Below are 24,351 nucleotides of genomic sequence, written 5' to 3' on the forward strand. Positions count from 1 at the left end.
GCTCAGATCCCGGCCGTCGCGAGGGCCGAGCCCTTGCGCAGGTAGACCGCCCACGCGACGACCGCCATCACCGCGTACATCCCCACGAACGTCCACAGGGCGGGGACGAGCGAGCCCGAGAGGCTCGTCGACGCGGCGAACCCGCGCGGGATGAGGAACCCGCCGAACGCGCCGACGGCGCCCGCGATCCCGATGCACCCGGCCGCGGCCTGGCGGGCGCGGACCCGGGCTGCGGCCAGAGCCGCGGGGTCGCTCGCCGTCGGGCCGTCGAGGTCGCGGGCCGCGCTCGCCTGGAAGACGGCCGGGATCATCCGGTAGGTCGAGCCGTTGCCGACGCCCGTCGCGACGAACAGGACGAGGAACGACGCGAAGAAGAGGCCGAAGCTGTGCGTCTCCAGCGCCCGGATCGCGCCGACCGCGCCGAGCGCCATGACCCCGTACGACGCGATCGTCACGCGCGCGCCGCCCAGGCGGTCCGCGACGATGCCGCCCAGCGGCCGGGACACCGAGCCGACCAGCGCGCCGAGGAACGCGATCGAGAGCGTGACCTCGGGGAACTGGCCCGCGAGGAGCGTCGGGAACGCACCGGCGTAGCCGATGAACGACCCGAACGTCCCGATGTAGAGGAACGAGATGATCCACGTGTGCCGGTTCCGCGTCGCGACGGCGAACGACCGCGGGTCCGCCTTCGCCGTGGCGAGGTTGTCCATGAACCGCCACGCGAGGAACGCCGCGAGCAGGATGAACGGGATCATCATGAGGCCCGCGCGCTCGAGCGCGACACCCGCCCCGGCGACGATGACGAGCGGCACCGCGAGCTGCACGACCGCCGTCCCCAGGTTGCCGCCCGCGGCGTTGAGGCCCAGCGCCTTGCCCTTCTCCCGCTCCGGGTAGAAGAACGAGATGTTCGCCATCGAGGACGCGAAGTTGCCGCCGCCGAAGCCGGCGAGCGCCGCGACGGCCAGCATCACGCCGAACGACGTGCCGGGGTCCTGCACGACGACCGCGAGCGCCGCCGTCGGGAGCAGCAGGAGGAGGGCGGACACGACCGTCCAGTTGCGCCCGCCGAACAGGGGCACGGCGAACGTGTAGGGGATGCGCAGCGTCGCTCCGACGAGGCTCGGCACGGCGATGAGCCAGAACTGCTGGTCCACGGTGAAGGTGAACCCGGCGGCAGGGAGCTGCGGCACGACGATCGACCACAGCGCCCAGACCGCGAAGCCGAGGAACTCCGCGAACACCGAGATCCCCAGGTTGCGGGTCGCGACCCGGCGGCCGCCGTCGCGCCAGAACGTCGGGTCCTCCGGGTCCCAGCGGTCGATCCACCGCCCGGAGCGGCGGTGCGGCGTCCTGGGTGGTGCCGGGGCGAGTCCCGGGGCGGGCGGCGTCGCGGGCACGACGCCGGACGGGCGGGCTGCGGACTGCTCACCCTCGTGGGTGGTGGGGCTCGTGGGCGCGGACATGGCGGCTCCTTCAGCAGGTCCCGGTCAGTGACCAGGACGCTAGGAACGCCGTGTTTCCCCCGCGCGCGACCCCCGTTAAGCCCGTGTGAGGTCTTCCGCACACCCGCTCGGCGGCCGCTGTGAGCGGCCGTCCGTGCGGTCGCCGTCAGCCCTCGACGCCGGTCGCCTCGTGGGACGAGCCCACCGGCTTGGACTCGGGCGACCCGCGCTCGCGCAGGTAGATCGCGAGGACGACCATGCTGAGGACGGCCAGCATCTCGGACTGCCAGTTCTGGAACGTGCGGCTCCAGAAGTCCGGCATGGACAGGTACTCCGTCCACGGCACGGGGTCCTGGAGGTCGCGCAGCTGCTCCTCGCTGAACGCGACCGCGCCCGCCGCCGACTGCGCGGCCCACGACCCGAGGAAGATCGCGCCCATGACGAGCGACAGGGAGCGCGAGTAGACGGCGAGCCGCCAGCCCCGGGCGCGGGCCCACGCCGGGGAGTCGGCGGTCGCGTGCTCGCCGACCTTCTGGTCCTCGTCGGACTCGCGGCCCGCCTGGTCGAGCTTCTTCGACTCGGGCGAGCCCCGCTGCACGAACCACACCGTCGCGGTGATGAAGAGGAGGAACTGCAGGTACTCGGACTGCCAGTTCTCCGTGACGTCGACCCAGAACGCCGACGACAGCACGTACTGGCCGAACGTCACCGGGTCGAGGCCCGCCGCCCGCTGGTCGGTGTTGAAGACGGCGACGCCGCTCACGGCCTGCGCGACGAGCGACGCGAGGAACGCGAGCGCGAAGAACAGGCTCAGCGAGCTCGCGCGCAGGCCGCCGAGGACGCCGCCCTTCCCGCTGCCGGCGCTCATCGGTGCACCGCCGCCAGCACGAACGTGACCGCCAGGCCCGCGACGACGAGCACGAGCGTCGCCCAGAACATCAGCCGTGGGACCCTCATGCCTCCACCTCGCAGTCGTAGGGGCGGTCGTCGCGGGGCGTGCAGCCCGCCGCGGTGACCACCCACGCGTCGCCGGAGAGCGCGAGGAAGACGGTGTCCGTCGCCGTGACGACCTGCGCCTGACGCCCCGCGACGTGGACGTCCTCGACGACGACGTCGGGTCCGGCCGCGGCCAGCCCGGCGAGGGGGCCGTCGGTCGCGGTGACGACGTCCGCGCACGGCTCGCCCTCGTCGGCGGCGAGCGCGTCGGCGGCGTCGGGCAGGATCAGGGCGCACGCCGCGTCACCGTCCCCCGCGGCGAGCGCGCCCGCGAGGTCCTCGACGACGTCCTGCGCCTCCGCCGCGCCGGGTCCCGCGCACCCCGCGAGCGTGGCGGTCACGAGCGCGAGGGCCGCGAGCCCGACGCCCGGACCCGTCCGTGACCGCCGACCAGCACTCCCGAGCACACGACCCTCCCGTGGCGACGCCGCGCCGACCGTGTCGCCGGCGCTGAGCCTCATGCTCGCGGTTCTGGGTGCGCTCGCAAGCAGTGGCCCGGGCACGGTTCGGCACGGAGCGCGCCCGCTCGGCACCTCGAGGTGCCGAGCGGCGCAACGAGTGCCGACGCGCGTCCCGCGTGCCGACCGGTGGGCTCAGCCCCAGACGAGACCGCGCGCCGGGTCCTCGAGGATCCGCGCGACGTCGGCCAGCACGCGCGCGCCGAGCTCGCCGTCGACGAGGCGGTGGTCGAAGCTCAGCGCGAGCTGCGTGACCCAGCGCTTGCGGATCTTCCCCTTGTGGACCCAGGGCTGCTCGCGGATCGCGCCGAACGCGAGGATCGCGGCCTCGCCGGGGTTGAGGATGGGCGTCCCCGTGTCGATGCCGAACACCCCGACGTTGGTGATCGTGATCGTGCCGTCGGACATGTCGGTGGGCGACGTGCGCCCGGCCCGCGCGGTCGCGGTGAGGTCCGCGATCCCACCGGCGAGGCCGTGCAGGTCGAGACGGTGCGCGTCCTTGATGTTCGGCACGACGAGCCCGCGCGGCGTCGCCGCCGCGATCCCCAGGTTCACGTAGTGCTTGTAGACGATCTCCTGCGCGGCGTCGTCCCAGCTCGCGTTGATCTCCGGGTGGCGGCGCACCGCGAGGAGCAGCGCCTTGGCGGTGACGAGCAGGGGCGTGACGCGCACGTCCGCGAACTCGCGGTCCTCCCGCAGGGTGCGGACGAGCTTCATGGTGCGCGTGACGTCGACCGTGTGGAACACCGTCACGTGGGGGGCGGTGAACGCGCTCGTGACCATCGCCTCGGCCGTGCGCTTGCGCACCGACTTCACGGGCACGCGCGTCTGGCGGCCGTCGGCCGTGACGGCGCCCGTCGCGAGCCACGGCTGGTCGTCGTCGGCGTACGTCGCGAGCGGCTGCGCCTTCGCCTGCTCGTGGTAGGCCTGCACGTCCTCGCGCGTGACGATCCCGCCCGGGCCGGTGCCCGCGACGCTCGCCAGGTCGACGCCCAGGTCCTTCGCGAGCTTGCGCACGGGCGGCTTGGCCAGCACCGGCAGGGTCGCGTGCCCGACGGCGGTCGGCGCGCTCCCCCGCGGGGCGGGGGCCGGGGCCGGGGTTGACGGCGCGGTGCTCGCCGCCGGGGCCGTCCGGTCCGGGGTCGCCGGGCCGGGGCGGTCGGTCGCGGGCGCTGCGACGGCGGGCTCGGCCGCGGGCGCTGCGACGGCGGGCTCGGCCGCGCGGCGACGCCGTCGGGCAGTGCCCGGCTCGACGGTGCCGTACCCGACGAGCACCGAGCCGGAGCCCTCGCTCGCGGCGGGCGTCGCGTCACCGGTGCCCGCCTGCGGCGACGCGGCCGCTGCGGGCGCGTCCGCGCCGTCGGGCACGACGCCGGCCGGTGCGGTCGGCGCCGGGGCGGTGCCGCCCGGGTCGGTGTCCACGACGATGATCGGCACGCCGACCTCGACCGTCGTGCCCTCGGGCGTGAGGATCTCCGTGACGACGCCCGTGTACGGCGACGGCAGCTCGACGAGCGACTTCGCCGTCTCGATCTCGACGATCGTCTGGTTGACCGTGACGGTGTCGCCGACGGCGACGTGCCAGTGCACGATCTCGGCCTCGGTGAGGCCCTCGCCCGCGTCGGGGAGGTTGAACTTCTCGAAGGTGGGCACTGCGTGGTCCTCCTGGTGGTCCCGGTCGGCGCTGTCGAGGTCGCTACGGTCGCGTCAGAACGCGAACGCGCGGTCGACGGCGTCGAGCACGCGGTCGAGGCTCGGCAGGTAGTCGTGCTCGATCTTCGCGACGGGGTACGGCGTGTGGAAGCCGCCGACGCGCAGCACGGGCGCCTCGAGCGAGTAGAAGCACTCCTCGGTCACGCGGGCCGCGACCTCGGCGCCCGAGCCGAGGTAGGTCGGGGCCTCGTGCACGACGACGCAGCGTCCCGTCCGGCGGACGGACTCGACGACGGTCGCGGTGTCGAGCGGCGAGATGCTGCGCAGGTCCACGACCTCGATGCTGCGGCCCTCCTGCTCGGCCGCCGCGGCGACGCGGAGCGCGGTCGCGACGGTCGGACCGTAGGCGACGAGCGTGAGGTCCGTGCCGGGGCGGACGACGCGCGCCCGGTCGAGCACGGTCGCGCCCTCGCCGCGACCCGCGACGTCGACCGGCCCCTTCTCCCAGTAGCGGCCCTTGGGCTCGAAGAAGAGCACCGGGTCCGGCGAGGCGACGGCCTCCTGGATCATCGTGTACGCGTCCTGCGGCGTGGACGGCGACACGACGCGCAGGCCGGCCGTGTGCGCGAACAGCGCCTCGGGGCTCTCGCTGTGGTGCTCGACCGCACCGATCCCGCCGCCGTACGGCACGCGGATCACGACGGGCACCTGGAGCTTCCCGCCCGAGCGGTAGCCCATCTTCGCGAGCTGCGTCGTGATCTGGTCGTACGCGGGGAAGATGAACCCGTCGAACTGGATCTCGCACACCGGCCGGTAGCCGCGCAGCGCGAGACCGATGGCGGTGCCGAGGATGCCGGACTCCGCGAGCGGCGTGTCGACGACACGGTCCTCGCCGAAGTCCTTCTGCAGGCCGTCCGTCACGCGGAAGACGCCGCCGAGCGCGCCGATGTCCTCGCCCATGAGCAGGACCTTGGGGTCGTTCTCCAGCGACCGGCGCAGCCCCTCGTTGATGGCGCGGGCCAGGGTCAGGGTCTTGCTGTCGCTCATCGCGCCACCTCCGCGGTCGGCTCCTCGAAGGACTGCTGGTAGTCGGCGAACCACGCCTTCTCGCGCTCGACCACGGCGTTCGGGGTCGCGTAGACGTGGTCGAACATGCTCGACGGGTCCGGTGCGGCGAGCGCACGGACCTCCTCGCGCAGCCGCTCGCCCAGCGCGTCGGCCTCGGCGGTCAGGTCGGCGGCGAACGCGTCGTCCCACGCGTCCTCGGCGCGGAGCAGGTTCTCCAGCCGGTCGATCGGGTCCCGGCGGCGCCAGTAGTCCTCCTGGGCGCGCGACCGGTACTTCGTCGGGTCGTCGGACGTCGTGTGCGCGCCCATGCGGTAGGTGAACGCCTCGACGAACGTCGGGCCGCCGCCGGAGCGGGCGCGCTCGAGCGCCTCCGCGGTCACGGCGTAGCACGCGAGCACGTCGTTGCCGTCGACCCGCACGCTGGGGATGCCGAACCCGCCGCCGCGGCGGTAGAGCGGCACGCGGGTCTGCCGGGTCGTCGGCTCCGAGATCGCCCACTGGTTGTTCTGGCAGAAGAACACGACCGGCGCGTTGTTCACGGCCGCGAAGACGAGCGCCTCGTTGACGTCGCCCTGCGACGTCGCGCCGTCGCCGAAGTACGTGACGACGGCCGCGTCGCGCTCCGGGTCGCCCGACCCGACGAGGCCGTCGCGCTGGACGCCCATGGCGTACCCCGTGGCGTGCAGCGCGTGCGACCCGATGACGAGCGTGTACAGGTGGACGTTGTGCGCCGTCGGGTCCCACCCGCCGTGGTCCACGCCGCGGAAGAGGCGCAGGCGTGCCGTCGGGTCGATGCCGCGCACGTGCGAGACGCCGTGCTCGCGGTACGACGGGAAGACGTAGTCCTGGGGGGCGAGCGCGCGGCCGGAGCCGATCTGCGCGGCCTCCTGGCCCTTCGCCTGCGCGAACAGGCCGAGCTCGCCCTGGCGCTGGAGCGACGTCGCCTCGTCGTCGAAGCGGCGCGTGAGCACCATGTCGCGGTAGAGACCGCGCAGCGCCGCGGCGTCGAGGTGGGCGACGCGCTCGCGGTAGCCGTCGGTCTCCGGGGTCGTGACGCGGGCGCCGGCGGGCGTCACGAGCTGGAGCAGGGGTGCGTCGTCGGGACCGCCCGCGACGTCGGGGAGGTCGGGGTGCGTGCTCGCAGCGTCCCGCACGCCGGTTCTCGCGTCGTTCTCGGTCACGCGACTCTCCTTCGGTGCGGCCCGGCCGTGCGGCCGGCCCGCTCGGGGGCAGGAGGCGCCCGATAGAGGGCGCCGTCGGAACCTACGTCTCCGTAGCCTACGCAAGCGTAGGCTACGACCCCGTAGGTAGCGCCTCCGACGTGTCGCCCAACGTCCGTCACGGCAGGCTGTAGAGAACCTCCAACCCCCACCGGCGCACCCCCGGCCCCGGGAGGGCTGCCCCTACCGCGGGTAGACGCCGCCCGAGCGCAGCGCGTCGCGCTCGCGCAGGACCGGCCAGCGCGAGAACGCGAACACGAGGAACATGACGACGTTGAGGATCGGCACGAGGCCCACGAGCACCCACCAGCCGGAGTAGCCGGCCTTCTGGATGATCCGGACGTAGGCGATGAAGAAGATCACCGCCACCGCGATGTAGACGACCAGGGCCGCGCCCCCGAAGAGCCAGCCGTAGTCGTCGACGAACTGGTCGTACTCCTGGTTGTCCATGCCGCGAGTCTTCTCGCGTGACCAGGACCCGGCAACCGCGCCGCCGTCGCTTGCCCGCTACGGCGTGCCGTCGTCGTCCGCGCCGACGAGCGCGCGGGCCACGTGCTGGGTCGAGGCGCCGAGCTCGAGGACGGTGTCGCAGGCCTGCTCGACGCGCGGGTTGTGCGTCGCGACGACCACGGCACGTCCCTCGTCCGCGAGCTCGCGCAGGAGCCCGACGATCGCGTCGGCGTTCCCCTCGTCGAGCGCCCCCGTGGGTTCGTCGGCGAGCACGACGCGCGGCCGCTTGAGGAGCAGCCGCGCCACGGCGACGCGCTGCTGCTCGCCGCCCGACAGCTCGTAGACGGCCGCGCGCTCGTAGCCGCCGAGCCCCACGCGCTCGAGCACCTCCTCGCGCCGGCGCGCGCGGTCCGCCCGCCGGACGCCCCGGCTCACGAACGCGACGTCGAGGTTCGCCGCGACCGTCGCGTTGTCGATGAGCGCGTAGTTCTGGAACAGGTACCCGAGCTCGTCCCGTCGGAACAGGCGCCGCCCGTGCGGGCTCAGTGCGGTGACGTCGCGGCCGTCCACGAACAGCGTCCCCGCGTCCAGCCGGTCGAGCAGGCCCACGCAGTTGAGCAGCGTCGTCTTCCCCGAGCCGCTCGATCCCACGAGGCCCGCCATCGAGCCCGCCTCCACGCTCAGCGTGAGGCCCGTCCAGACCGTCCGCGCCCCGTAGAACTTGGCCGCACCCACGACCTCGATCATCGCCATCCCCCTTCGTTCAGCTGTCACTGGATCGCGTCCGCAGGAGCCTGCGCTGGGCCACCGCGAGCGCGGTCACCAGCAGGGCGGACGACACGAGGCACACCGCCACCGCGACGAGCGGCTCCGCTCCCCCGAGCAGCCGCGGTGCGGCGGCCGCGACGACGGCGCCGAGGGCCGGCGGCGTGCGCGGCGGGTTCGCCGCCACGTACGCGACGAGCAGCACCGCCGAGGCGGCCTCGGCGAGGAACGCCGCGCGGTACCGCGCGGCGAACGACCACCCCGCGATGTAGCGGACGAACACGCTCTGCGCGTACCGCCGCGTGTACGCGCTCGACACCACGACCGCGGTGAGGAGCACGACGCCGGCCGCCGCCGCGATGTTCGCGAGCCCGAGCCGGAAGCTCCGGACGAGCTTCTGGTACTCCTCGGCCGCGGCGTCGGCGATCGGCGTGACCGACAGGACGTAGTCGCGGATGCCCGCCGCGCGGCTCTCCTCCAGCACGTACGCCGGGTCGAGGAAGACGACGTCCCCCGTCGAGGTGTACGCGCCGTACCCGTCGGCGCTCACGACCTCCGAGGCCGGGTCCACGACGAGCACGACCGGCTCGTCCACGAGCGGCGACGCGCTCGGGTCCGCGGCGTTGCCGTAGTCGAACAGCGTGCTGCCCTCGGCGAGCGGCGCACCGCGCTCGACGGCGCACGTCGCACCGAAGTAGTCCGCCCACGAGCCGACGGCGGCCACGACGTCGTCCTGCTGGTCCGCCCGCAGCGTGGCGGGCAGGTGGATCGTGAGGCACGACCCCGGCGCCGGGGCGAGCCGCGACCCGGTCGCGTCGCGGACGTCCTGCTCCTCCAGGTACGAGGGGCTGACGAGGAGGACCTGCTGGTCCTCGGGCGCGACCGTCACCGTGCCGAACGCCGAGACGGGCTGCCGCGCGGCGAGCACCGCCTCGCGGTCGTCGAGCGCCCGCACGACGACCTCGCCGAGGCGCTGCGCGAACTCGCCCGCCCGGGCCTGGTCGTCGCCGCCGACGCCCACGGAGGTCGCGCCGCCCGCGCTCTGCCAGGCGGAGCGGGCGGCCTGCTGGCCCGCGATGAGCTGGCCCGCGTGCACGGCGGAGAAGATCGACGCGACGAGGATGACGAGGGCGCAGAACCGCACGCCGAACGCGGCGGGGACGACCCAGGCCCCGACGGACTCGCCCTTGATCGCGGCCGCGAGCGGGATGCGCTGCGCGGCGGCCGTCGAGACGGCGTGGGCGGTCACGGTGACGAGCAGCAGCCCGGCGAGGACGGCGCCGGCCAGGCCGAGGAACGTCGTCGCCTGCGCGAACCCGTTGTAGGCGCCGAGCACGATCGCGCACACGACGGCGGCCACAACCAGGTGGAGGGCGAGGCGTCGGCCGATCGGGTCGAGGTCGCGCCGCAGGATGCTGGAGAACGGCGCGCCCTGGAGGCGCTGGACCGCGTACGCCCGGGCGTTGAGGAGCGCGCCGCACCCCGCGAGGAGCACGACGGCGACCGCCGCGATGGCGTAGCCCGCCGGGATCGGCGTGCCCGCGAGGTAGCGGTGCCACGAGAGGATCGTCGGGTAGGAGTCGGCCGACGCCGTCACCCCGGCCTCCCGCAGCGCGGCGGCCAGCGCCTCGGCCTCCGCCGTGCCGCACGAGAGCCCGTAGGAGCCCACCGGGCTCGTGGCCCCGAGCTCGGCACCGGGGTGCACCTGCGTGGTGACGCCGCGGCTGAAGTCGGCCACGCCGCGGTCGAGCCACCGCCCGCCCGGGTCGGCCGAGCCGTCACCGAGGACCGAGAGGTGCCGCGTCGAGACGTCGGTGAGGTCGAAGGTCACCTTGGCGACGGTGCAGTCGCGGGAGGTCGCGAAGGTCGCGATCGTGCCGTACGCCTCGGCGCTCGACGCGGTCGTGCCGAGGGAGTCGACGCGGAGCTGGGCGTCGAACCCGCGGACCGCGAACTCGCTGTACGCCTGCACCGTGAAGAAGGCGAGGAAGAGGCTGACGACCACCGCGAGGGCGTAGGCCAGGCTGAGGCTTCTGTTCGGCATGGAGGCTCCGCGCCGGACCGGGCAGGGGCGGCACGGCGCCGCCCCTGCCCTGCGTCCGTGCTACGCGCACTTGTGCCAGTAGGCGTGGTCCACGCGCATGGGCCAGTCCTTGGCGTGCACCTTCGCCCAGACCCCGGGCTTGATGTTGGTCACCCGGTAGAGCTTCCCGTTGTGCACGGACGCACCGTGGCACTCGGTGTTGTGCAGGTAGTGCGAGTAGATCGCCCCCGCACTGGTCCCGTAGTTCCAGATCCCGCCGCCCACGAGCTGCGAGCCGGCGAACGCCGCCGCCGGTGTGAAGGCCAGGACCCCGGCGACCATCGCCGTCGTCAGTACTCGACCAAACCTCATATCTCCCCCTTCGGAAGTGATTGCTACGTAAAAGTAGCAATCCGGAGACGCGAGCACCAGGGGTTAGGTCGATCTGGGGAAGTTCCGTTACCGGAACGCAGAGGGGCCGTCGAAGAGGGGCTACAGCCAGGTCGCGCTGACGCGCAGGAAGAGGTCGGTCGCCTCGGGCTCGCCCACGCTCACGCGCAGGCCCTCGCCCGCGAACGGGCGCACGATCGCGCCGGCGGCACGCGCCTCCTCGGCGCGCTGGGCCGTGCGCTCCCCCAGGTCGAACCACACGAAGTTCGCCTGCGACTCGGGCAGGGACCAGCCCTGGTCGCGCAGACCCTCGACGAGGCGGGTGCGGTCCGCCACGAGGTGCTCGACCCGCTGCAGGAGCTCGCCCCGCGCCCCGAGCGACGCGATCGCGGCCCGCTGCGCCACGTGCGAGACCCCGAACGGCGTGGAGACGGCGCGGATGCCCGCCGCGAGGCGCGGACGCGCGACGGCGTACCCGACGCGCAGGCCCGCGAGCCCGTACGCCTTGGAGAACGTGCGCAGCAGCACGACGTTCGGGTGCTGCGCGTACACCGCGAGACCGTCGGGGGCCTCCGGGTCGCGCACGAACTCGAGGTACGCCTCGTCGAGCACCACGAGCACGTCCGACGGCACCGCCGCGAGGAACGTCTCGAGCTCGTCGCGGTGCACCGCCGGACCGGTCGGGTTGTTGGGCGTGCACACCATGACGACGCGCGTGCGCTCGGTGACCGCCGCGGCCATCGCGGGCAGGTCGAGGCGCCCGCGGTGCTCCCCCGTCCGGAGCGGAACCCGCACCGACGTGCCGCCCGCGACGGCGACCGCGATCGGGTACGCCTCGAACGAGCGCCACGGGTAGACGACCTCGTCGCCCGGCTCGACGACCGCCTGGAGGACGTGCGCGAGCACCGCGACCGAGCCGTTGCCCACGACGACCTCGTCGGCCCCCACCCCGAGGTCCGCCGCGAGCGCCTCGGTGAGCTCGGTCGCGTACATGTCCGGGTAGCGGTTCGCGTCCGCCGCGGCGTCGGCGATCGCCGCCACGACCGAGGGCAGGGGCGGGTACGGGTTCTCGTTCGAGGAGAGCTTGAACGCCGCCGCACCCGGGGCGACGCGCGCCCCCGGGACGTAGGCCGGCAGGGCGGCGACGGCAGGACGCAGGGGGACGCGGGGTTCGTGGGCCACGGTCCTCGATCATGCCACTCGTGCACCGCGGTCCGTGGCGGACGACGGCGCGCCACGCGCGGCGCCCGTGCCGCACGACGGCCCGGATGGCAGGATGCCGGGTATGAGCTTCGTCGTCCGCGTCCTCATCACCGGTCTCGCGATCTGGCTCACGAGCCTGTTCATGGACGAGCACTTCCAGATCGTCGGCTCCGACACGGCCGGCGGGAAGGTCGTGATCGTCCTCGTCGTGGCGCTGCTCTACTCGCTCGTGAACGCGGTGATCAAGCCGATCGTGCAGGTCCTCTCGATCCCGCTCTACATCCTCACGCTGGGGCTGTTCTCGCTCGTCGTCAACGCGCTCATGCTCATGCTCACCGCGTGGATCACCGAGCAGACCGACTGGGGCATCCGCATCATCGGCGGGTTCTGGTGGGCGCTGCTCGCGGCCCTCATCATCGCCGTGATCAACTTCCTCGTCTCGGCCGTCGTGCCGAAGGCCCAGGACCGCTGACCCGAGCGCTCCACCGCGCGCGCCGCCGCCCGCCCTCCCGACCGGCCCGCCGGGGGACGGCACCGGGCCGTCACCGCACATCGTCCTCGCCACCACCCGTCCCGGCGCCCCCGAGCGGGCCCGTGCCGCCGGGCGTGCCGGACGTCCCCGGCGTGCCGAGGGACGGACCCGGCGCCGTCACGACGCCGTCCGGAGCCGGCCACGGGGGCCACGGCGGCCTCGGCACCGCGAGCTCACCGACGCAGAACGTCGTCTCCGGGTCCGGGACGAGACGCGCCTCGTAGGCGAGCGGGTCCTCCGCCTCCCCGTCGAGCCAGTGCTCCACGTCGGCGAGGTGCTCCTCGAGGCCGCGGTCGCCCACCTCGACCGCGGCGTCGAGCACGTCCTGGTGGTAGCCGACGGAGTGCGGCACGTCGAGCGGCGGCCCGCCGCCGGGCGCGAAGACGGTACCGGTCACCGTCACGCGCCCGGGCGTCGCCGGGTTCGGCTTCCCGTCGAGGCCGGAGACCCCCTCCCCGCTGGTCTCGAGGTGCGTGGCGCGCACGCCGGGCGGGAGGCCGTGCCCCCCGACCGGTGACCCGGCGGTCACCACGTGGCGCACCTGGTAGGTCCCGACCGTCGCCGCCGCGATCGTGGCCGCGACCATGCCGCCCTGGCTGTGCCCGACGAGCACGACGTCGTCCTCTGGCTCGATGCCCGACTGGCCCATCGCGTCGAGCACCGCCCGCACGCTGTCCGCCTGCGCGCGCTGGGACTCGTCGTCGGACATGAGGTCGTAGTTGGACGTCATGTTCCACACCGTCCGGAGGTTGCCGGGCTGGGTGCCCGGGATCGCGACGACCCACGTCGGCGTCCCGTCGTCCTTGACGATGCGCTGGACGCTCAGCACCGAGTCCGTGCTCCCGAGCGCCGCCACGGCGCCGAGGGCGGACCGCGTGTCCGTGGGGGTCGGCAGGTCGTAGGGCGCCGCGTCGACCCGCCGCACCTCCGGGTCGGGCAGGAACCGGTCGCGCAGCGGCTGGACGGACGCCCGCAGCACCGCCGCCGCGTTCCCGACCGTCGGTACGGCGTACCAGGGGCGGTCCGGGTCGAGCATGCCGATCGTGCGACCCAGCGCGCGGACGGTCGCGGGGTGCAGCGCCTCGCCCGTCGTGACGAGCCGACCGAGAGCGGGCCCTCCGTGCAGCAGCGACTGCGCGAGCCCGGCGAGGCCTTGCGCGACGATCATCCCGAGCCCGGCGACGCCCGCCCCCGCCAGCCCGTAGTGCCGTCCCGCCACGACCAGCGCGGTGTCGGACCACCCGGCGGCGGCCGCGGCGTCCGCGTCGTCGTACACCCGGACCGCCTGGTGGAGCCGCGCGGCGAGCCCGCGCAGCCGCTGCTCCTCCTGCCCGGCGAGCAGGGCCGCCGCGTCGAGGCCGTCGAGGAGGGCCGCACGCGCGGCCCGGACCTCCGCCGACCAGAACGGCGTCGTCGTCAGGTTCGCGCCCGCGGCCGCCCCGAGCGGCTCGGCCGGGACGAGCCGCCCGGCGAACGCCGTCGGCGTGGCCGTCGTGACCTCCACCGCGTGCCGCGCGTCCCGCAGCGCCCCCGCCGCTCCGGTCAGGAGGTCCGCCCGGGCCGCGAGCACCGCGGCCTGCGCGACGACCCCCGCCGTCTCGACGACCGTCGGCTCCGTCCCGCCACGGATCACGACGGACGGGCCGGGCGGCGACCCGCTCACGAGCCGCCTCCCGCGGCGAGCCCCGCGGCCAGCCCCGCCCGCAGGCTCGTGACGTCCGCCTCCGCGAGCACGGTGAGCGCGTCCAGCCGCACGAGGCACGTCCCGAGCGTCTCGTCGAGCCGGAGCAGGGCTGCCCGACCCTCCGCCGTCGCGTCGTCGTACGCGTGCCGCGCCTGCCCGGCCCACGGGAGATCGGGGGTCTCCAGGGCGGCGCCGGCGCGCGCGGCGTCGTCGGTCGCCGTGCGGACCTGGTCGCGGGCACGGGTGATCCCGAAGGGTGCGGCGAGGCACGGCGGTGGTGGCGGGGTCGGCATGGCGGCGACCGTACGGAGCCCCGCCGGCCGACGGCGCGGCAGGTCGCCAGGCTGTGGACCGAACCCTCGCGCCCGGACGCTGGGGACGGCCACGGGCCGCGCGACGGCTCCGTTGCCCGGACTGCGGGCGGCACCGACCGCCGTCGGGCACGCGTGGGAGAATCAGGGGCGTGCCCGAGAACCCTGCCGCAGCCGCCCCTGCCCGCGTGAGCCTCGCCGAGGTGACCCCGCCGATCGCGCTCGGCCCGCTCGACGGCCGCTACCGCGCCGCGGTCGCCCCGCTCGTCGACCACCTCAGCGAGGCCGCGCTCAACCGCGAGCGCCTCCACGTCGAGGTCGAGTGGCTCATCACGCTGTGCAACGGCGTCCAGGCGGTCGACGAGAACGCGGTCCGCCCGGTCGTGCCCGGCGCGCCCCAGCTCTCCGACGCCGAGGTCGCCTACCTGCGCCGCATCCCCGCGACGTTCGGTGGCGACGAGATCGCCGAGCTCGCCGCGATCGAGCGCGAGACGGTGCACGACGTCAAGGCGGTCGAGTACTTCGTCAAGCGGCGCCTCGCCGCAGCGCCCGACACGCTGGGCCCCGACACGGTGCTGCCCGGCGTCGGCGAGCTCGTGCACTTCGCGTGCACGAGCGAGGACGTCAACAACCTGTCCTACGCGCTCATGGTGCGCGGCGCCGTCGAGCACGTGTGGCTGCCCGCCGCGACGGCGCTCGCCGACCAGCTCGCGGACATGGCGCGCGAGCACGCCGACGTGCCGATGCTCTCGCGCACGCACGGCCAGCCCGCGACGCCGACGACGCTCGGCAAGGAGCTCGCCGTTCTCGCGCACCGGTTGCGCCGCCAGCTCCGCCGCGTCGGCGCGGCCGAGTACCTGGGCAAGCTCAACGGCGCGACGGGCACGTACGGCGCGCACACCGTCGCGGTCCCGGGCGTGGACTGGCCGTCGGTCTCGAAGCACTTCGTCGAGGGCCTCGGTCTCACGTGGAACCCGCTGACGACGCAGATCGAGTCGCACGACTGGCAGGCCGAGCTGTACGCGGACGTCGCGCGGTTCAACCGGATCCTCCACAACCTCGCGACCGACGTGTGGACGTACATCTCGCTCGGGTTCTTCACGCAGATCCCGGTGCCGGGCGCGACCGGGTCGTCGACCATGCCGCACAAGGTCAACCCGATCCGGTTCGAGAACGCCGAGGCGAACCTCGAGATCTCGTCCGCGCTGCTCGACACGCTCGGCGCGACGCTCGTGACGTCGCGCCTCCAGCGCGACCTCACGGACTCGACGACGCAGCGCAACGTCGGCCCCGCGTTCGGCCACTCGCTCCTCGCGATCGACAACGTGCGCCGCGGCCTGAAGGCCCTCGCCGCGAACGCCGACCTCATGGCGGCGGACCTGGACGAGAACTGGGAGGTGCTCGGCGAGCCCATCCAGTCGGCCATGCGCGCGGCGTCGGTCGCGGGCGTCCCCGGCATGGAGAACCCGTACGAGCGCCTCAAGGACCTCACGCGCGGCCAGCGCGTCGACGCGGCACGGCTCCGCGAGTTCGTCGCGGGCCTCGGCCTGCCCGACGACGTCGCGCAGCGCCTCGCGGACCTCACCCCCGCGACGTACACGGGCCTCGCCTCCCGCCTGGTCGAGACCTACCTCGACTGACAAGACCGGCGCCGAGCACGGGGTCGGCGACCGAATCCTGGGGATCTCGGTCGCCGACCCCGTTCTCGTCCGCCCCCGCGTCGTGGTCGACGGCGCCCGTGTCAGACGGCGGTCGGCTCGCCCGGGTGGGACCCGCCCCGGCCCGGCGCTCCGCCCACGGCGGCGAGCTGGGCGCGGTGCGCGGCGCGCACCTCGGCGAGTTCGTCGAGGCGGTTGACGACCCAGGTCAGGGCGAGCGTCGCGGCGGCCGCGAGCGCGAGCAGCCCGAGCACGTTACCGAGGTCCGCGGTCTGGACGTTCACGGTCCCCGACCAGAAGAAGGTCGAGCGGCTCAGCACGCCTGCGAGGACGAGGCCGCCGAGCACCGGGACCGCCGGCCGCGTCCGGCGCCACAGCAGCGCGGCCCCGAGGAGCAGGACGACCGGCGCAGCCAGCGCGGGGACCGTCCACGGGCTCAGCGCGACACCCGACCACCACGGCGCCCCGAAGCTCGCCGCGTCGGCAGCGGTCGCCGCGGCGAACCCTCCGAGGGCCAGAGCCATCGCCCCGAGGGTCGCCGCCCGGAGCGTCCACGGCTCAGGCCCGACCCGGCACGCCCGACGCGCGGCGAGCACGCCCGCGTAGACGGACACCGCCGCGACCCACGGCGCGTCGAGGTACGCCGCATAGCTGTTCCCCGCACCGAGCGAGACCGCGAGCCCGCCCACCCCGGCGACGACGGCGAGCACCGCAGCAGCGAGGACGACGCGCTGCGCCCCGGCGAGCGTGAGGGCCACCGCCGCGAGCCAGAGGGTCCACATCGACGCCGTCGGGACGGTCGTCAGGAGCGGTGCGTGCCCGCTCGGGCCGAGCACGGCCCCGACGATCGCCGCGGCGAACGCGAGGACGCGCGCGGCCATGACCACGAGCGCGGCGGGCAGGACCACGAGCAGGAGCCCCGTCGCCGCGCGCCGCTGCCGTGGGGACGAGCCCAGCGGCGCGAGCAACCACTCGCGCGCGGCGGCGCGCAGCAGGTCCCACCGCTCGGGACGCGTCGGCCGCGACTGCCCGGGCCGCGCGCCGTCGAGCAAGTGGCCGAGCATCTCGGCCTCGTGCGCCCGCCGGTAGGTGTACGGGAACAGCCGCAGCAGCCGCCGGTAGTCCCGCACGAGGACCGGCGCCACCGGCAGGAGCGGGTCCGCGGGCGATGCCGCCACCCCGGTCACGCGGCAGCCGCCGTGCCGTCGGCCGCCGCCGCCAGGAACGCGCGGTGCGCGGTGCGGGCGGCGGCGAGCTCGTCGAGACGGTTGACCACCCAGCGAGTCGCGAGGGTGAGCGCCACCGACACCCCGACCACCCCCAGCACGTTGCCGAGGTTCACGGCCGTCGTGTCGAGCGCGCCGGACCAGAAGACGTCCGACCGGCTCAGGGTCATGGCCAGGAGCGCGCCGCCGAGGACCGGAGCGGCCTGCCGCACGGGGCGGACGAGCACGAGCAACGCCACGACACCCAGGCAGCCCAGGCCGATGGCCTGTAGGGAAGGGCTCACCGACACGGACACCCAGACGCGTTCCTGCGAGACCGCCGACGCACCGCCTCGTGCCGAGAGCGCGAGGGTGGCCGCCGTCATCCAGAACGCCACCGCTCCCGCTCGCGCGCCGAAGACGGGCGCCTCCTGCCGGGCCCGCGCGACGAGGGTCAGGAGGAAGGCCAGGAGGACGACGACCCAGCCGACCGCCTGGAACGCGACGAACGCCCGTTCCGCCGAGACGAGGGCCCCGACGGCCACGACTCCCGCCGTCGCGGCGAGCGCGGCGAGCACGAGCGCCGTCCGCTGTGCTCCCACGGCGACGGCGACGAGCGCGGAGAGCCACGCCAGCCAGGCCGGCGCGAGGGGCACCGCGACCAGCGCCGCCACGGTCGCCAGCAGCACCGGGAAGGAGAGCGACCCGAGCGCCTCTCGCGCCGAGTCGTCCGTCACCACCTGGACGGCGCGCACGAGGTCGTACGCCGCGGGGGCCGCGAGCACCGCGGTCAGCACGACGAGCACGACCACCGAGGCCGAGGCGCGCTGGCGCTCCGTCGGGCCCAGCGGCGCGAGCAACCACTCGCGCGCGGCGGCGCGCAGCAGGTCCCACCGCTCGGCCCGCGTCGGCCGCGACTGCCCGGGCCGCGCGCCGTCGACCAGGTGCCCGAGCATCTCGGCCTCGTGCGCCCGCCGGTAGGTGTACGGGAACAGGCGCAGCAGCCGCCGGTAGTCCCGCACGAGGACCGGCGCCACGAGCACCGTCCCGACGGCGTCGGTGTCGTCATGGCTGTCGAGGTGGCTCATGCCGGTACCACCCCGCCGTCGAGCGACCCTCCGGCGCGCCCGGGCGTGGGGCGGGTCGCGGCGCGGTCGCCCGCCGGGGCGGCCGTGCGGCGTCGGGCACCGAGACGCTCGAGCGCGCGGCGCGCCTGGGCCTCGGCGCGCTCGGCCTCGGCGGCGAGGCGCGAGCCGCCCTCGGCGGTGAGCCGGTAGTACCGGCGCAGCCGCGAGTCGACGACCTCCTCGTGGTCGACCTCGACGAGCCCGGCGGCGACGAGCCGGTCGATCGCGCCGTAGAGCGTGCCGGCGCGCAGGGTCACGCGCCCGTCGGAGCTGGACTCGACGTCCTGCGCGATGCCGTACCCGTGGAGCGGCCCGGCGGCGAGCGCGGACAGCACGAGGAACGCGGGTTCCTGGAGCGGTTTCGATGCCATGGCGGCGACCATACTCTCGCCGCGAAGGTATGCGCAGGACCCGCAGCGCACGGCGCGTCGCGGCCCGCCGGGCACGGGCCGGGAGAGTCCACCAGGCGTCCCGCACCGCGCCGGGCCCCGGAGCGCCGACGACCCCACGCCCGGCGTCGCCGCCGGGATCGCGTGGCGCAAACCTTCACAGACCCGATGTTCTGTGAAACTATCTGCCACATACTCGACGACCCGGAGGATCAGCAATGACGCTCGACGGCTCCCCCACGTCCCCCGCCTCGGCCCCCGCCGGCGTCGGACGACGACAGTTCCTCACCCTCGCCACGGCGGGCGTCGCGGCGAGCACGCTCACCGTGACGGTCGGCTCGCTCACCCCGGCCGCCGCGCTCACCACGCCCGGCGCGACCCACGCCGCGCCGACCGCGGCCCCGGCGCCCCGCAAGCGCGAGCTGCGCGCGATGTGGATCTCGAGCGTCGTGAACATCGACTGGCCGTCGGCGTCCGGGCTCTCGGCGGAGCAGCAGAAGGCCGAGCTCCTCGGCTGGCTCGACGTCGCGCGCGACTTCCGTCTCAACGCCGTGTTCGTCCAGGTCCGCCCGACGGCCGACGCGTTCTGGCCCAGCCCCTACGAGCCGTGGTCGCAGTACCTCACGGGCGTGCAGGGCCAGGACCCCGGCTACGACCCCCTCGCGTTCGTCGTCGAGGAGTGCCACCGGCGCAACCTGGAGATCCACGCCTGGTACAACCCGTACCGCGTGTCGATGCAGGCCGACCCGACGCGGCTCGTCCCCGAGCACCCCGCGCGGCAGCACCCGGAGTGGGTGTGGGCCTACGGGGGCAAGCTCTACTTCGACCCGGGCCTGCCCGCGGCGCAGGAGCACATCAAGAACGCGATCCTGCACAGCGTCGAGAACTACGACATCGACGGCGTGCACTTCGACGACTACTTCTACCCCTACGCCGTCGCGGGCGAGACGATCCCGGACGCCGCGACCTTCGCGACCCACGGCGCCGGCTTCGACCGGGTCGAGGACTGGCGCCGCCACAACGTCGACACGTTCGTGCAGTCCATCTCGCAGCGCATCAAGCAGGCGAAGCCGTGGGTCAAGTTCGGCATCAGCCCGTTCGGCATCTGGCGCAACGCCTCGACGGACCCGCGCGGCTCGCAGACGGGCGGCTCGCAGTCGTACGACATGCAGTTCGCCGACACGCGCAAGTGGGTCCTCGAGGGCTGGCTCGACTACATCAACCCGCAGATCTACTGGCAGCTGGGGCTCGCCGTCGCGGACTACGCGAAGCTCGTCCCGTGGTGGGCCGACGTCGCCGCGCAGTCCGGCACGCACCTGTACATCGGCGAGGCGCTGTACAAGGTGACGTCGGGCGTCTTCACGGACCCGGCCGAGCTGTCGAACCACCTGACGTTCTGCCAGGAGCAGGAGCACCCGGTGCACGGCAACGTCTACTTCTCGGCCAAGCACGTCCCGGCCGACCCGCAGGGCTCGATGACGCGCGTGCGCGACGACCACTACCGGTACCCGGCGCTCGTCCCGGCCATGCCGCACCTCCCGGGCACGAAGGTCCGCACCCCCGTGCTCGCGTGGGCCGGCTGGCGCGACGACGGCGTCCGCGTGCACTGGACCGACGCCGGCGGCCGCCGGTTCGCGGCGACGTCGTTCGCGATCTACCGTGCCGACGGGTGGGTGCAGCACGTGGACACCGAGAACCCCGCGAACCTCGTCGCGACGCAGCGCGCCGAGGGCCGGGTGGTCCAGGACTTCCTCGACCCGACCGCCGTGCGCGGGCGCCGGTACACGTACGCCGTGACCGCGCTCGACCGCGTCTGGAACGAGTCCGCACCGAGCAGGGTCCGCTGGTCGGTGTGACGATCGTCGTGCCGGGCCTCGGCCCGGCACGATCGCCCTTCGCCGGAACTGGGGCCGCGCGAGGGGCAGGCCCGACGGCGCGTGGTTCGCTGGGTGCGCCACGCGCCGTCGGGGTTCCGCGGCCGCCCCGCCGTGGGTGCGGGGTGGCACAGTGGGACGCGTGAGCACGCCCGACCTGCGCCCCGCCGACCCCTCGACCGCCGGAGCGTCGGCCCCGCCGTCCGACCTCCCGCCCCTGCGCACCGTCGGGTGGGTGAACGTCCGTGACGGACGCCTGCTCGCGGTGCGGACGACCGGGAAGGACCGCTTCTTCATGCCGGGCGGCAAGGTCGAGCCCGGCGAGACGGACACCGAGGCGCTGGTGCGCGAGATCCACGAGGAGCTCGGCGTGCGCCTGGACCCGGAGACGGTCCGGCCCGCGTTCGTCGCCGAGGCCCCGGGGCACGGGCTGGGCGGGCGCGTCGTGCGGATGCACTGCCTGTACGCCGAGCCGCTGCCCGGGTCCCCTGAGCCGGCGCCGAACGCCGAGATCGCCGAGCTCGCGTGGCTCACGCCGGCGGACGCGGACCGCGTCCCGCCCGCCGGCCGCATCGTCCTCGAACGCCTCGCGGACGTCCTCTCGGCCTGACCGCGCGGCCCCAGGCAGGCCGCTCGGACGCGGCATGGGGACCTCACCCCATGGGCACCCCGAGACGCGGGGGCGCCCGTCCACGTACGCTCCGGAAGCACGATCCGCCGCGACAGAGGGACGACCATGGGGTTCTACGGTGCCGACATCGGCGAGCTGCGCAGGCTCGCGCAGAGCCTGACGACGGCGTCGGAGTCGCTCGAGACGACGCGCGGCGGCCTCCAGTCCACCGTCAGCGGGGCCCGCTGGGCCGGGCCCGACGGCGACGAGCTGCGCGGCCGCTGGACCTCCGAGCTCGGCCCCGCGCTCGCCGCGGCCGCGGCGACGCTGCGCGACGCGGCCGACAAGGTGCGCACGAACGCCGACCAGCAGGAGAGCGCCAGCTCCGACGGCACGGGCGCGGGCGCCGGCGGGGGTGCCGGCGGGGCTGGCGGGTCGGGCGGGTCCGGGTCGGGGTCCGGCGGCTCGGGCTCCGGAGGGTCGGGCGAGGGCGGCTCGGGCGAGAGCGGCGACGGCCCCGGCGGCCCGACGGTCTCGGTGAAGGGCAGCCAGAGCGGCGGCTCCGACAACGGCGGCCTCGGGAGCCCCGCGACGGAGGGCACGGACTCGAAGGTCGGCTTCGGCGTCTCCCACGACCCGGACAGCGGCGAGACGACGTACTCCGGCAGCGGGTCGCTCGCCGACTGGTTCAAGACGACCGACGGCTCCAAGGTCTCGTTCGGCGTCAACGGCGGCGCCGAGTACACGGTCGGGGAGAAGTCGGAGGACGGCTTCACCACCTACACGTCGAAGTCGGACGTCTCGATCGGCGTCGAGGGCGGCGTCTCGAAGGGCGGCACGGGCGTGAGCGGCGGGTACACGACCGGCGTCACGTCGGAGTACACCCTGAAGATGCCCGACGGCACCGACGTCGACCCCGGGTCCGTCAACCCGTTCGACCCGAGGAGCATGCCGGTCGGCTCGTCCGTGACGATGGACGGCGGGAGCTACTCCAAGACCGAGCTCGACGCCGCGTTCCGGCACATCGCGCTCGAGTCGTCCGTCAAGGACTCCGAGGGCGTGAGCAGCCTCATCGAGCGCACGGGCGACGACACGGTCCGCGTCACCGCGGGCCCGACGGAGGCGATCGCGAACCACGCGGGACTCGGCCTCGACTTCGACGCGGTCAAGGTCATGCTCGGCAACACCACGTCGCTCGACGGCGCGTCCCTGCGCAGCGCCGAGTTCGACCTGTCGACGCCCGAGGGCCAGGCCGCCTACGACACCTACCTCGTCACCGGCGAGATCCCCGGCGACCCGTCGACCGGGATCTCCGGCACGACGACCATCCAGCGCGTCAACTACGACTCGACGTCGACCGTCGGCTTCGACACGCCCGTGGGCGGGGCCGAGTGGCAGATCGGCCAGAACACCGGGTCGCTCGTCGCGACGACCTACCCCGACGGCAGCACCGAGCAGCTCATGACCGCGACGTACGGCGACCGGGGCGACTTCCGCCTGTCGCAGTCGTTCGACGCCTCCGGCACGGAGGACCTCTCGGCGCGCACGTACTCGTTCGACGTCACGGCCGACGACATGTCGTCGCAGTACTTCAACACGCGCGACTTCTCCGGCTTCGCGCCGTCCGGCGAGGTGTCGCCCGGCCAGCAGGTGACGATGACGCTCACCGAGTCGCAGATGAACCGCCTCGCCGACAGCGTGCGGACCGCCGTCGAGAACGACGCCCTCGGCATGCAGACGCGGGCCGTCGTCACCGACTACGACATGAAGCCGCTCTCGGACCCGTACCAGCTCGCCACGAGCCTGGCCCGGGCGGCCGACTCCGACCTGGACCTCGTCATGATGATCAGCGAGATCAACGCCGCGGGCGACGGCTCGGTCACGGACCGCTCCGCCGCCCGGTTCCCCGGCACGGTGACGCCGGGGGGCTGACGCCGCGCCGCCCGGAGGGGCGCGGCGCCGGGTCGTCTCAGCGGGGCTTCTGCGCCGAGAGGTACGCGGTCGAGACGAAGCCCGTCCGGCCTCCGGCGGTCACCTTGAGCCACCCCTTCGAGGCGGTGCCCGCGTGCGTCACCGCGGAGCCGCGCGCGAGCCGCGCGACGACCTTGGACGAGGTCGACGCCGACGCCCGCAGGTTGAGGCTCGACGCGGTGACGTACGACGTCGCGGCCTGGGGCGGTGCCGGGGCGGGCTTCGCGGGCGCCGCCGGTGCGCTCGTCGAGGTGTACTGGGCGGAGACCCAGCCGGTCCGTCCGTTCGCGGTGACCTTGAGCCAGCCGCCCGAGGTCGACGCGACCGCGAGCTTCGTGCCCTTCGGGAGGCGGGCGACCACGGCCGAGGACGTCGTCGCCGACGCCCGCAGGTTGAGCGACGCAGCCGTGACGTACCGCGTCGCCGGCTGGGGCGCCGACGGCTTCGGCGCCGGCTGGGGTGCCGGCGGCTTCGCCGCCGGGGGCGTGCTGACCGGCGCGGGCTTCGTCGGCCCGATGCTCGCGGCCGGGACCCAGCCCGTCGTCCGCCCCGACGTGACCCGGCGCCACGTGCCGCTCTCGTCCCCGGGCTTGCCGACGACGGTCGCCCCGCGCGCGACCCGGGCGACGACGGCGCCGGTGCCCGCCCCGGCGCGCACGTCCACGTCGGCGTTCGTGTAGTAGGTGCACGACGTCGCGGTCGACCGGGCGGCCACGCGTGTCGCGTCGCGCCCGAGGTCGACGCCCTTGCCCTTGAGGTAGGCGAGCGGGTCGGTGTGCGACGCGCCCGACCCGTAGGTGCCGTTCCAGACCTCCAGGTGCAGGTGCGGCGAGGTGGAGATGCCGGTGGAGCCGACGTCGGCGATGCGCTGGCCGGCCTTGACCGTCTGCCCGGCCTTGACGTACTTGTCGCCGTCGATGACGTGCCCGTAGACGCTCGAGACCGTCTTCCCGCCGATGGTGTGCCGCAGGACGACCCACTGCCCGAACCCGCTGACGCTGCCCGCGCGCAGGACGGTGCCGTCGGCGATCGCGTTGATCCGCGTGCCGGAGGTCGCGCCGAGGTCCTGCCCGAGGTGCCAGGTCGACGCGCTGGCGACCGGCATGCAGCGCGGGCCGTAGTAGGAGGAGACCGAGTAGGTGCGCGCCCCCAGCGGCGCCACGACGGCGGCCGCCGCGCTCGCGCTCGGGGCGACGAGCAGCGCGCCGAGCCCCGTGGCGAGCGCCGTCGCCATCGCCACGCTCGCCACGCCCGACCAGCGCCTCGCGTTCCGAACCATCCTCTGCCCCCTGAAAAGAAATCAGACATACCCGGCGTGTCGG

The 24,351-nt window shown here is 74.5% G+C and carries 22 protein-coding genes; 5 read left to right on the plus strand and 17 right to left on the minus strand.

The genetic code is table 11. The features are described 5' to 3' along the window. Nucleotides 1-2 precede the first annotated feature (2 nt). The 11 genes from B9L22_RS04890 to hisC form a co-directional block, all read right to left on the minus strand. Entirely contained in the window at nt 3-1,463 is a 1,461-nt protein-coding gene (locus B9L22_RS04890; protein WP_086149400.1) for an MFS transporter, read from the minus strand. Between the two features lie 145 nt (nt 1,464-1,608). Then, a complete protein-coding gene (locus B9L22_RS04895; RefSeq protein ID WP_076403851.1) occupies nt 1,609-2,310 on the minus strand; it encodes a DUF6766 family protein in 702 nt (233 codons plus the stop codon). Between the two features lie 85 nt (nt 2,311-2,395). Continuing rightward, the gene (locus tag B9L22_RS04900) at nt 2,396-2,899 is read right to left on the minus strand and encodes a hypothetical protein (protein ID WP_198947200.1); all 504 of its coding nucleotides are present in this window, start codon (nt 2,897-2,899) and stop codon (nt 2,396-2,398) included. Between the two features lie 132 nt (nt 2,900-3,031). Continuing rightward, nucleotides 3,032-4,549, minus strand: coding sequence for a dihydrolipoamide acetyltransferase family protein (locus tag B9L22_RS04905; protein WP_086149402.1), 1,518 nt, complete (start codon nt 4,547-4,549; stop codon nt 3,032-3,034). 54 nt (nt 4,550-4,603) lie between these two features. Beyond that, the gene (locus B9L22_RS04910) at nt 4,604-5,596 is read right to left on the minus strand and encodes an alpha-ketoacid dehydrogenase subunit beta (protein ID WP_043656580.1); all 993 of its coding nucleotides are present in this window, start codon (nt 5,594-5,596) and stop codon (nt 4,604-4,606) included. Beyond that, nucleotides 5,593-6,771 (minus strand): pyruvate dehydrogenase (acetyl-transferring) E1 component subunit alpha, encoded by a 1,179-nt coding sequence (gene pdhA / locus B9L22_RS04915; RefSeq protein ID WP_198947230.1) that lies wholly within the window; start codon nt 6,769-6,771, stop codon nt 5,593-5,595. The genes B9L22_RS04910 and pdhA overlap by 4 nt, the downstream gene beginning before the upstream one ends. 249 nt (nt 6,772-7,020) lie before the next feature. Beyond that, nucleotides 7,021-7,287: a hypothetical protein gene (locus B9L22_RS04920; protein ID WP_021482356.1), complete on the minus strand. Its 267-nt coding sequence runs from the start codon at nt 7,285-7,287 to the stop codon at nt 7,021-7,023. Nucleotides 7,288-7,344: 57 nt separating this feature from the next. Then, nucleotides 7,345-8,040 (minus strand): ABC transporter ATP-binding protein, encoded by a 696-nt coding sequence (locus tag B9L22_RS04925; protein WP_228074665.1) that lies wholly within the window; start codon nt 8,038-8,040, stop codon nt 7,345-7,347. A gap of 10 nt (nt 8,041-8,050) precedes the next feature. Beyond that, the gene (locus B9L22_RS04930; RefSeq protein ID WP_086149404.1) at nt 8,051-10,096 is read right to left on the minus strand and encodes a hypothetical protein; all 2,046 of its coding nucleotides are present in this window, start codon (nt 10,094-10,096) and stop codon (nt 8,051-8,053) included. Nucleotides 10,097-10,156: 60 nt separating this feature from the next. Next, the gene (locus B9L22_RS04935; RefSeq protein WP_086149405.1) at nt 10,157-10,447 is read right to left on the minus strand and encodes a lactococcin 972 family bacteriocin; all 291 of its coding nucleotides are present in this window, start codon (nt 10,445-10,447) and stop codon (nt 10,157-10,159) included. Between the two features lie 120 nt (nt 10,448-10,567). Continuing rightward, nucleotides 10,568-11,647 (minus strand): histidinol-phosphate transaminase, encoded by a 1,080-nt coding sequence (gene hisC / locus B9L22_RS04940; protein ID WP_085386760.1) that lies wholly within the window; start codon nt 11,645-11,647, stop codon nt 10,568-10,570. A 103-nt stretch (nt 11,648-11,750) separates the two neighbouring features. Here hisC and B9L22_RS04945 point away from each other — a divergent pair, with 103 nt between their 5' ends. Further along, nucleotides 11,751-12,140: a phage holin family protein gene (locus B9L22_RS04945; RefSeq protein WP_021483630.1), complete on the plus strand. Its 390-nt coding sequence runs from the start codon at nt 11,751-11,753 to the stop codon at nt 12,138-12,140. A gap of 70 nt (nt 12,141-12,210) precedes the next feature. Here the strand turns inward: B9L22_RS04945 and B9L22_RS04950 are convergent, their stop codons facing one another. Both B9L22_RS04950 and B9L22_RS04955 read right to left on the minus strand, forming a co-directional pair. Next, complete coding sequence (locus B9L22_RS04950) at nt 12,211-13,863, minus strand: lipase family protein (protein WP_086149406.1); 1,653 nt, start codon at nt 13,861-13,863, stop codon at nt 12,211-12,213. After that, the gene (locus tag B9L22_RS04955) at nt 13,860-14,177 is read right to left on the minus strand and encodes a hypothetical protein (protein ID WP_086149407.1); all 318 of its coding nucleotides are present in this window, start codon (nt 14,175-14,177) and stop codon (nt 13,860-13,862) included. The genes B9L22_RS04950 and B9L22_RS04955 overlap by 4 nt, the downstream gene beginning before the upstream one ends. A gap of 170 nt (nt 14,178-14,347) precedes the next feature. On the opposite strand from B9L22_RS04955, the gene purB reads away from it, so the two are divergent. Continuing rightward, nucleotides 14,348-15,835, plus strand: coding sequence for an adenylosuccinate lyase (gene purB, locus B9L22_RS04960; protein ID WP_086149408.1), 1,488 nt, complete (start codon nt 14,348-14,350; stop codon nt 15,833-15,835). Between the two features lie 101 nt (nt 15,836-15,936). On the opposite strand, the gene B9L22_RS04965 is transcribed toward purB, so the two are convergent. The 3 genes from B9L22_RS04965 to B9L22_RS04975 are packed head-to-tail and all read right to left on the minus strand — an operon-like array spanning nt 15,937 to nt 18,556. Continuing rightward, on the minus strand, nt 15,937-17,031 hold the full coding sequence (locus tag B9L22_RS04965; protein WP_158097146.1) for a hypothetical protein: 1,095 nt from the start codon (nt 17,029-17,031) through the stop codon (nt 15,937-15,939). A gap of 5 nt (nt 17,032-17,036) precedes the next feature. After that, nucleotides 17,037-18,146: a hypothetical protein gene (locus B9L22_RS04970; protein WP_086149410.1), complete on the minus strand. Its 1,110-nt coding sequence runs from the start codon at nt 18,144-18,146 to the stop codon at nt 17,037-17,039. Next, entirely contained in the window at nt 18,143-18,556 is a 414-nt protein-coding gene (locus B9L22_RS04975; RefSeq protein WP_086149684.1) for a PadR family transcriptional regulator, read from the minus strand. Before B9L22_RS04975 ends, B9L22_RS04970 begins: the two co-directional genes overlap by 4 nt. A 236-nt stretch (nt 18,557-18,792) precedes the next feature. Between B9L22_RS04975 and B9L22_RS04980 the strand changes: the two genes are divergently transcribed. The 3 genes from B9L22_RS04980 (at nt 18,793) to B9L22_RS04990 (ending at nt 22,990) form a co-directional block, all read left to right on the plus strand. Further along, nucleotides 18,793-20,430, plus strand: coding sequence for a glycoside hydrolase family 10 protein (locus tag B9L22_RS04980; protein WP_086149411.1), 1,638 nt, complete (start codon nt 18,793-18,795; stop codon nt 20,428-20,430). Nucleotides 20,431-20,590: 160 nt separating this feature from the next. Next, complete coding sequence (locus B9L22_RS04985; protein ID WP_233139727.1) at nt 20,591-21,058, plus strand: NUDIX domain-containing protein; 468 nt, start codon at nt 20,591-20,593, stop codon at nt 21,056-21,058. Between the two features lie 126 nt (nt 21,059-21,184). Further along, nucleotides 21,185-22,990: a hypothetical protein gene (locus B9L22_RS04990; protein WP_086149412.1), complete on the plus strand. Its 1,806-nt coding sequence runs from the start codon at nt 21,185-21,187 to the stop codon at nt 22,988-22,990. A 37-nt stretch (nt 22,991-23,027) separates the two neighbouring features. On the opposite strand, the gene B9L22_RS20675 is transcribed toward B9L22_RS04990, so the two are convergent. Continuing rightward, entirely contained in the window at nt 23,028-24,278 is a 1,251-nt protein-coding gene (locus B9L22_RS20675; RefSeq protein WP_158097147.1) for an SH3 domain-containing protein, read from the minus strand. Nucleotides 24,279-24,351 lie beyond the last annotated feature (73 nt).

It is taken from the genome of Cellulosimicrobium sp. KWT-B (assembly GCF_002127155.1).
GTDB lineage: Bacteria > Actinomycetota > Actinomycetes > Actinomycetales > Cellulomonadaceae > Cellulosimicrobium > Cellulosimicrobium funkei.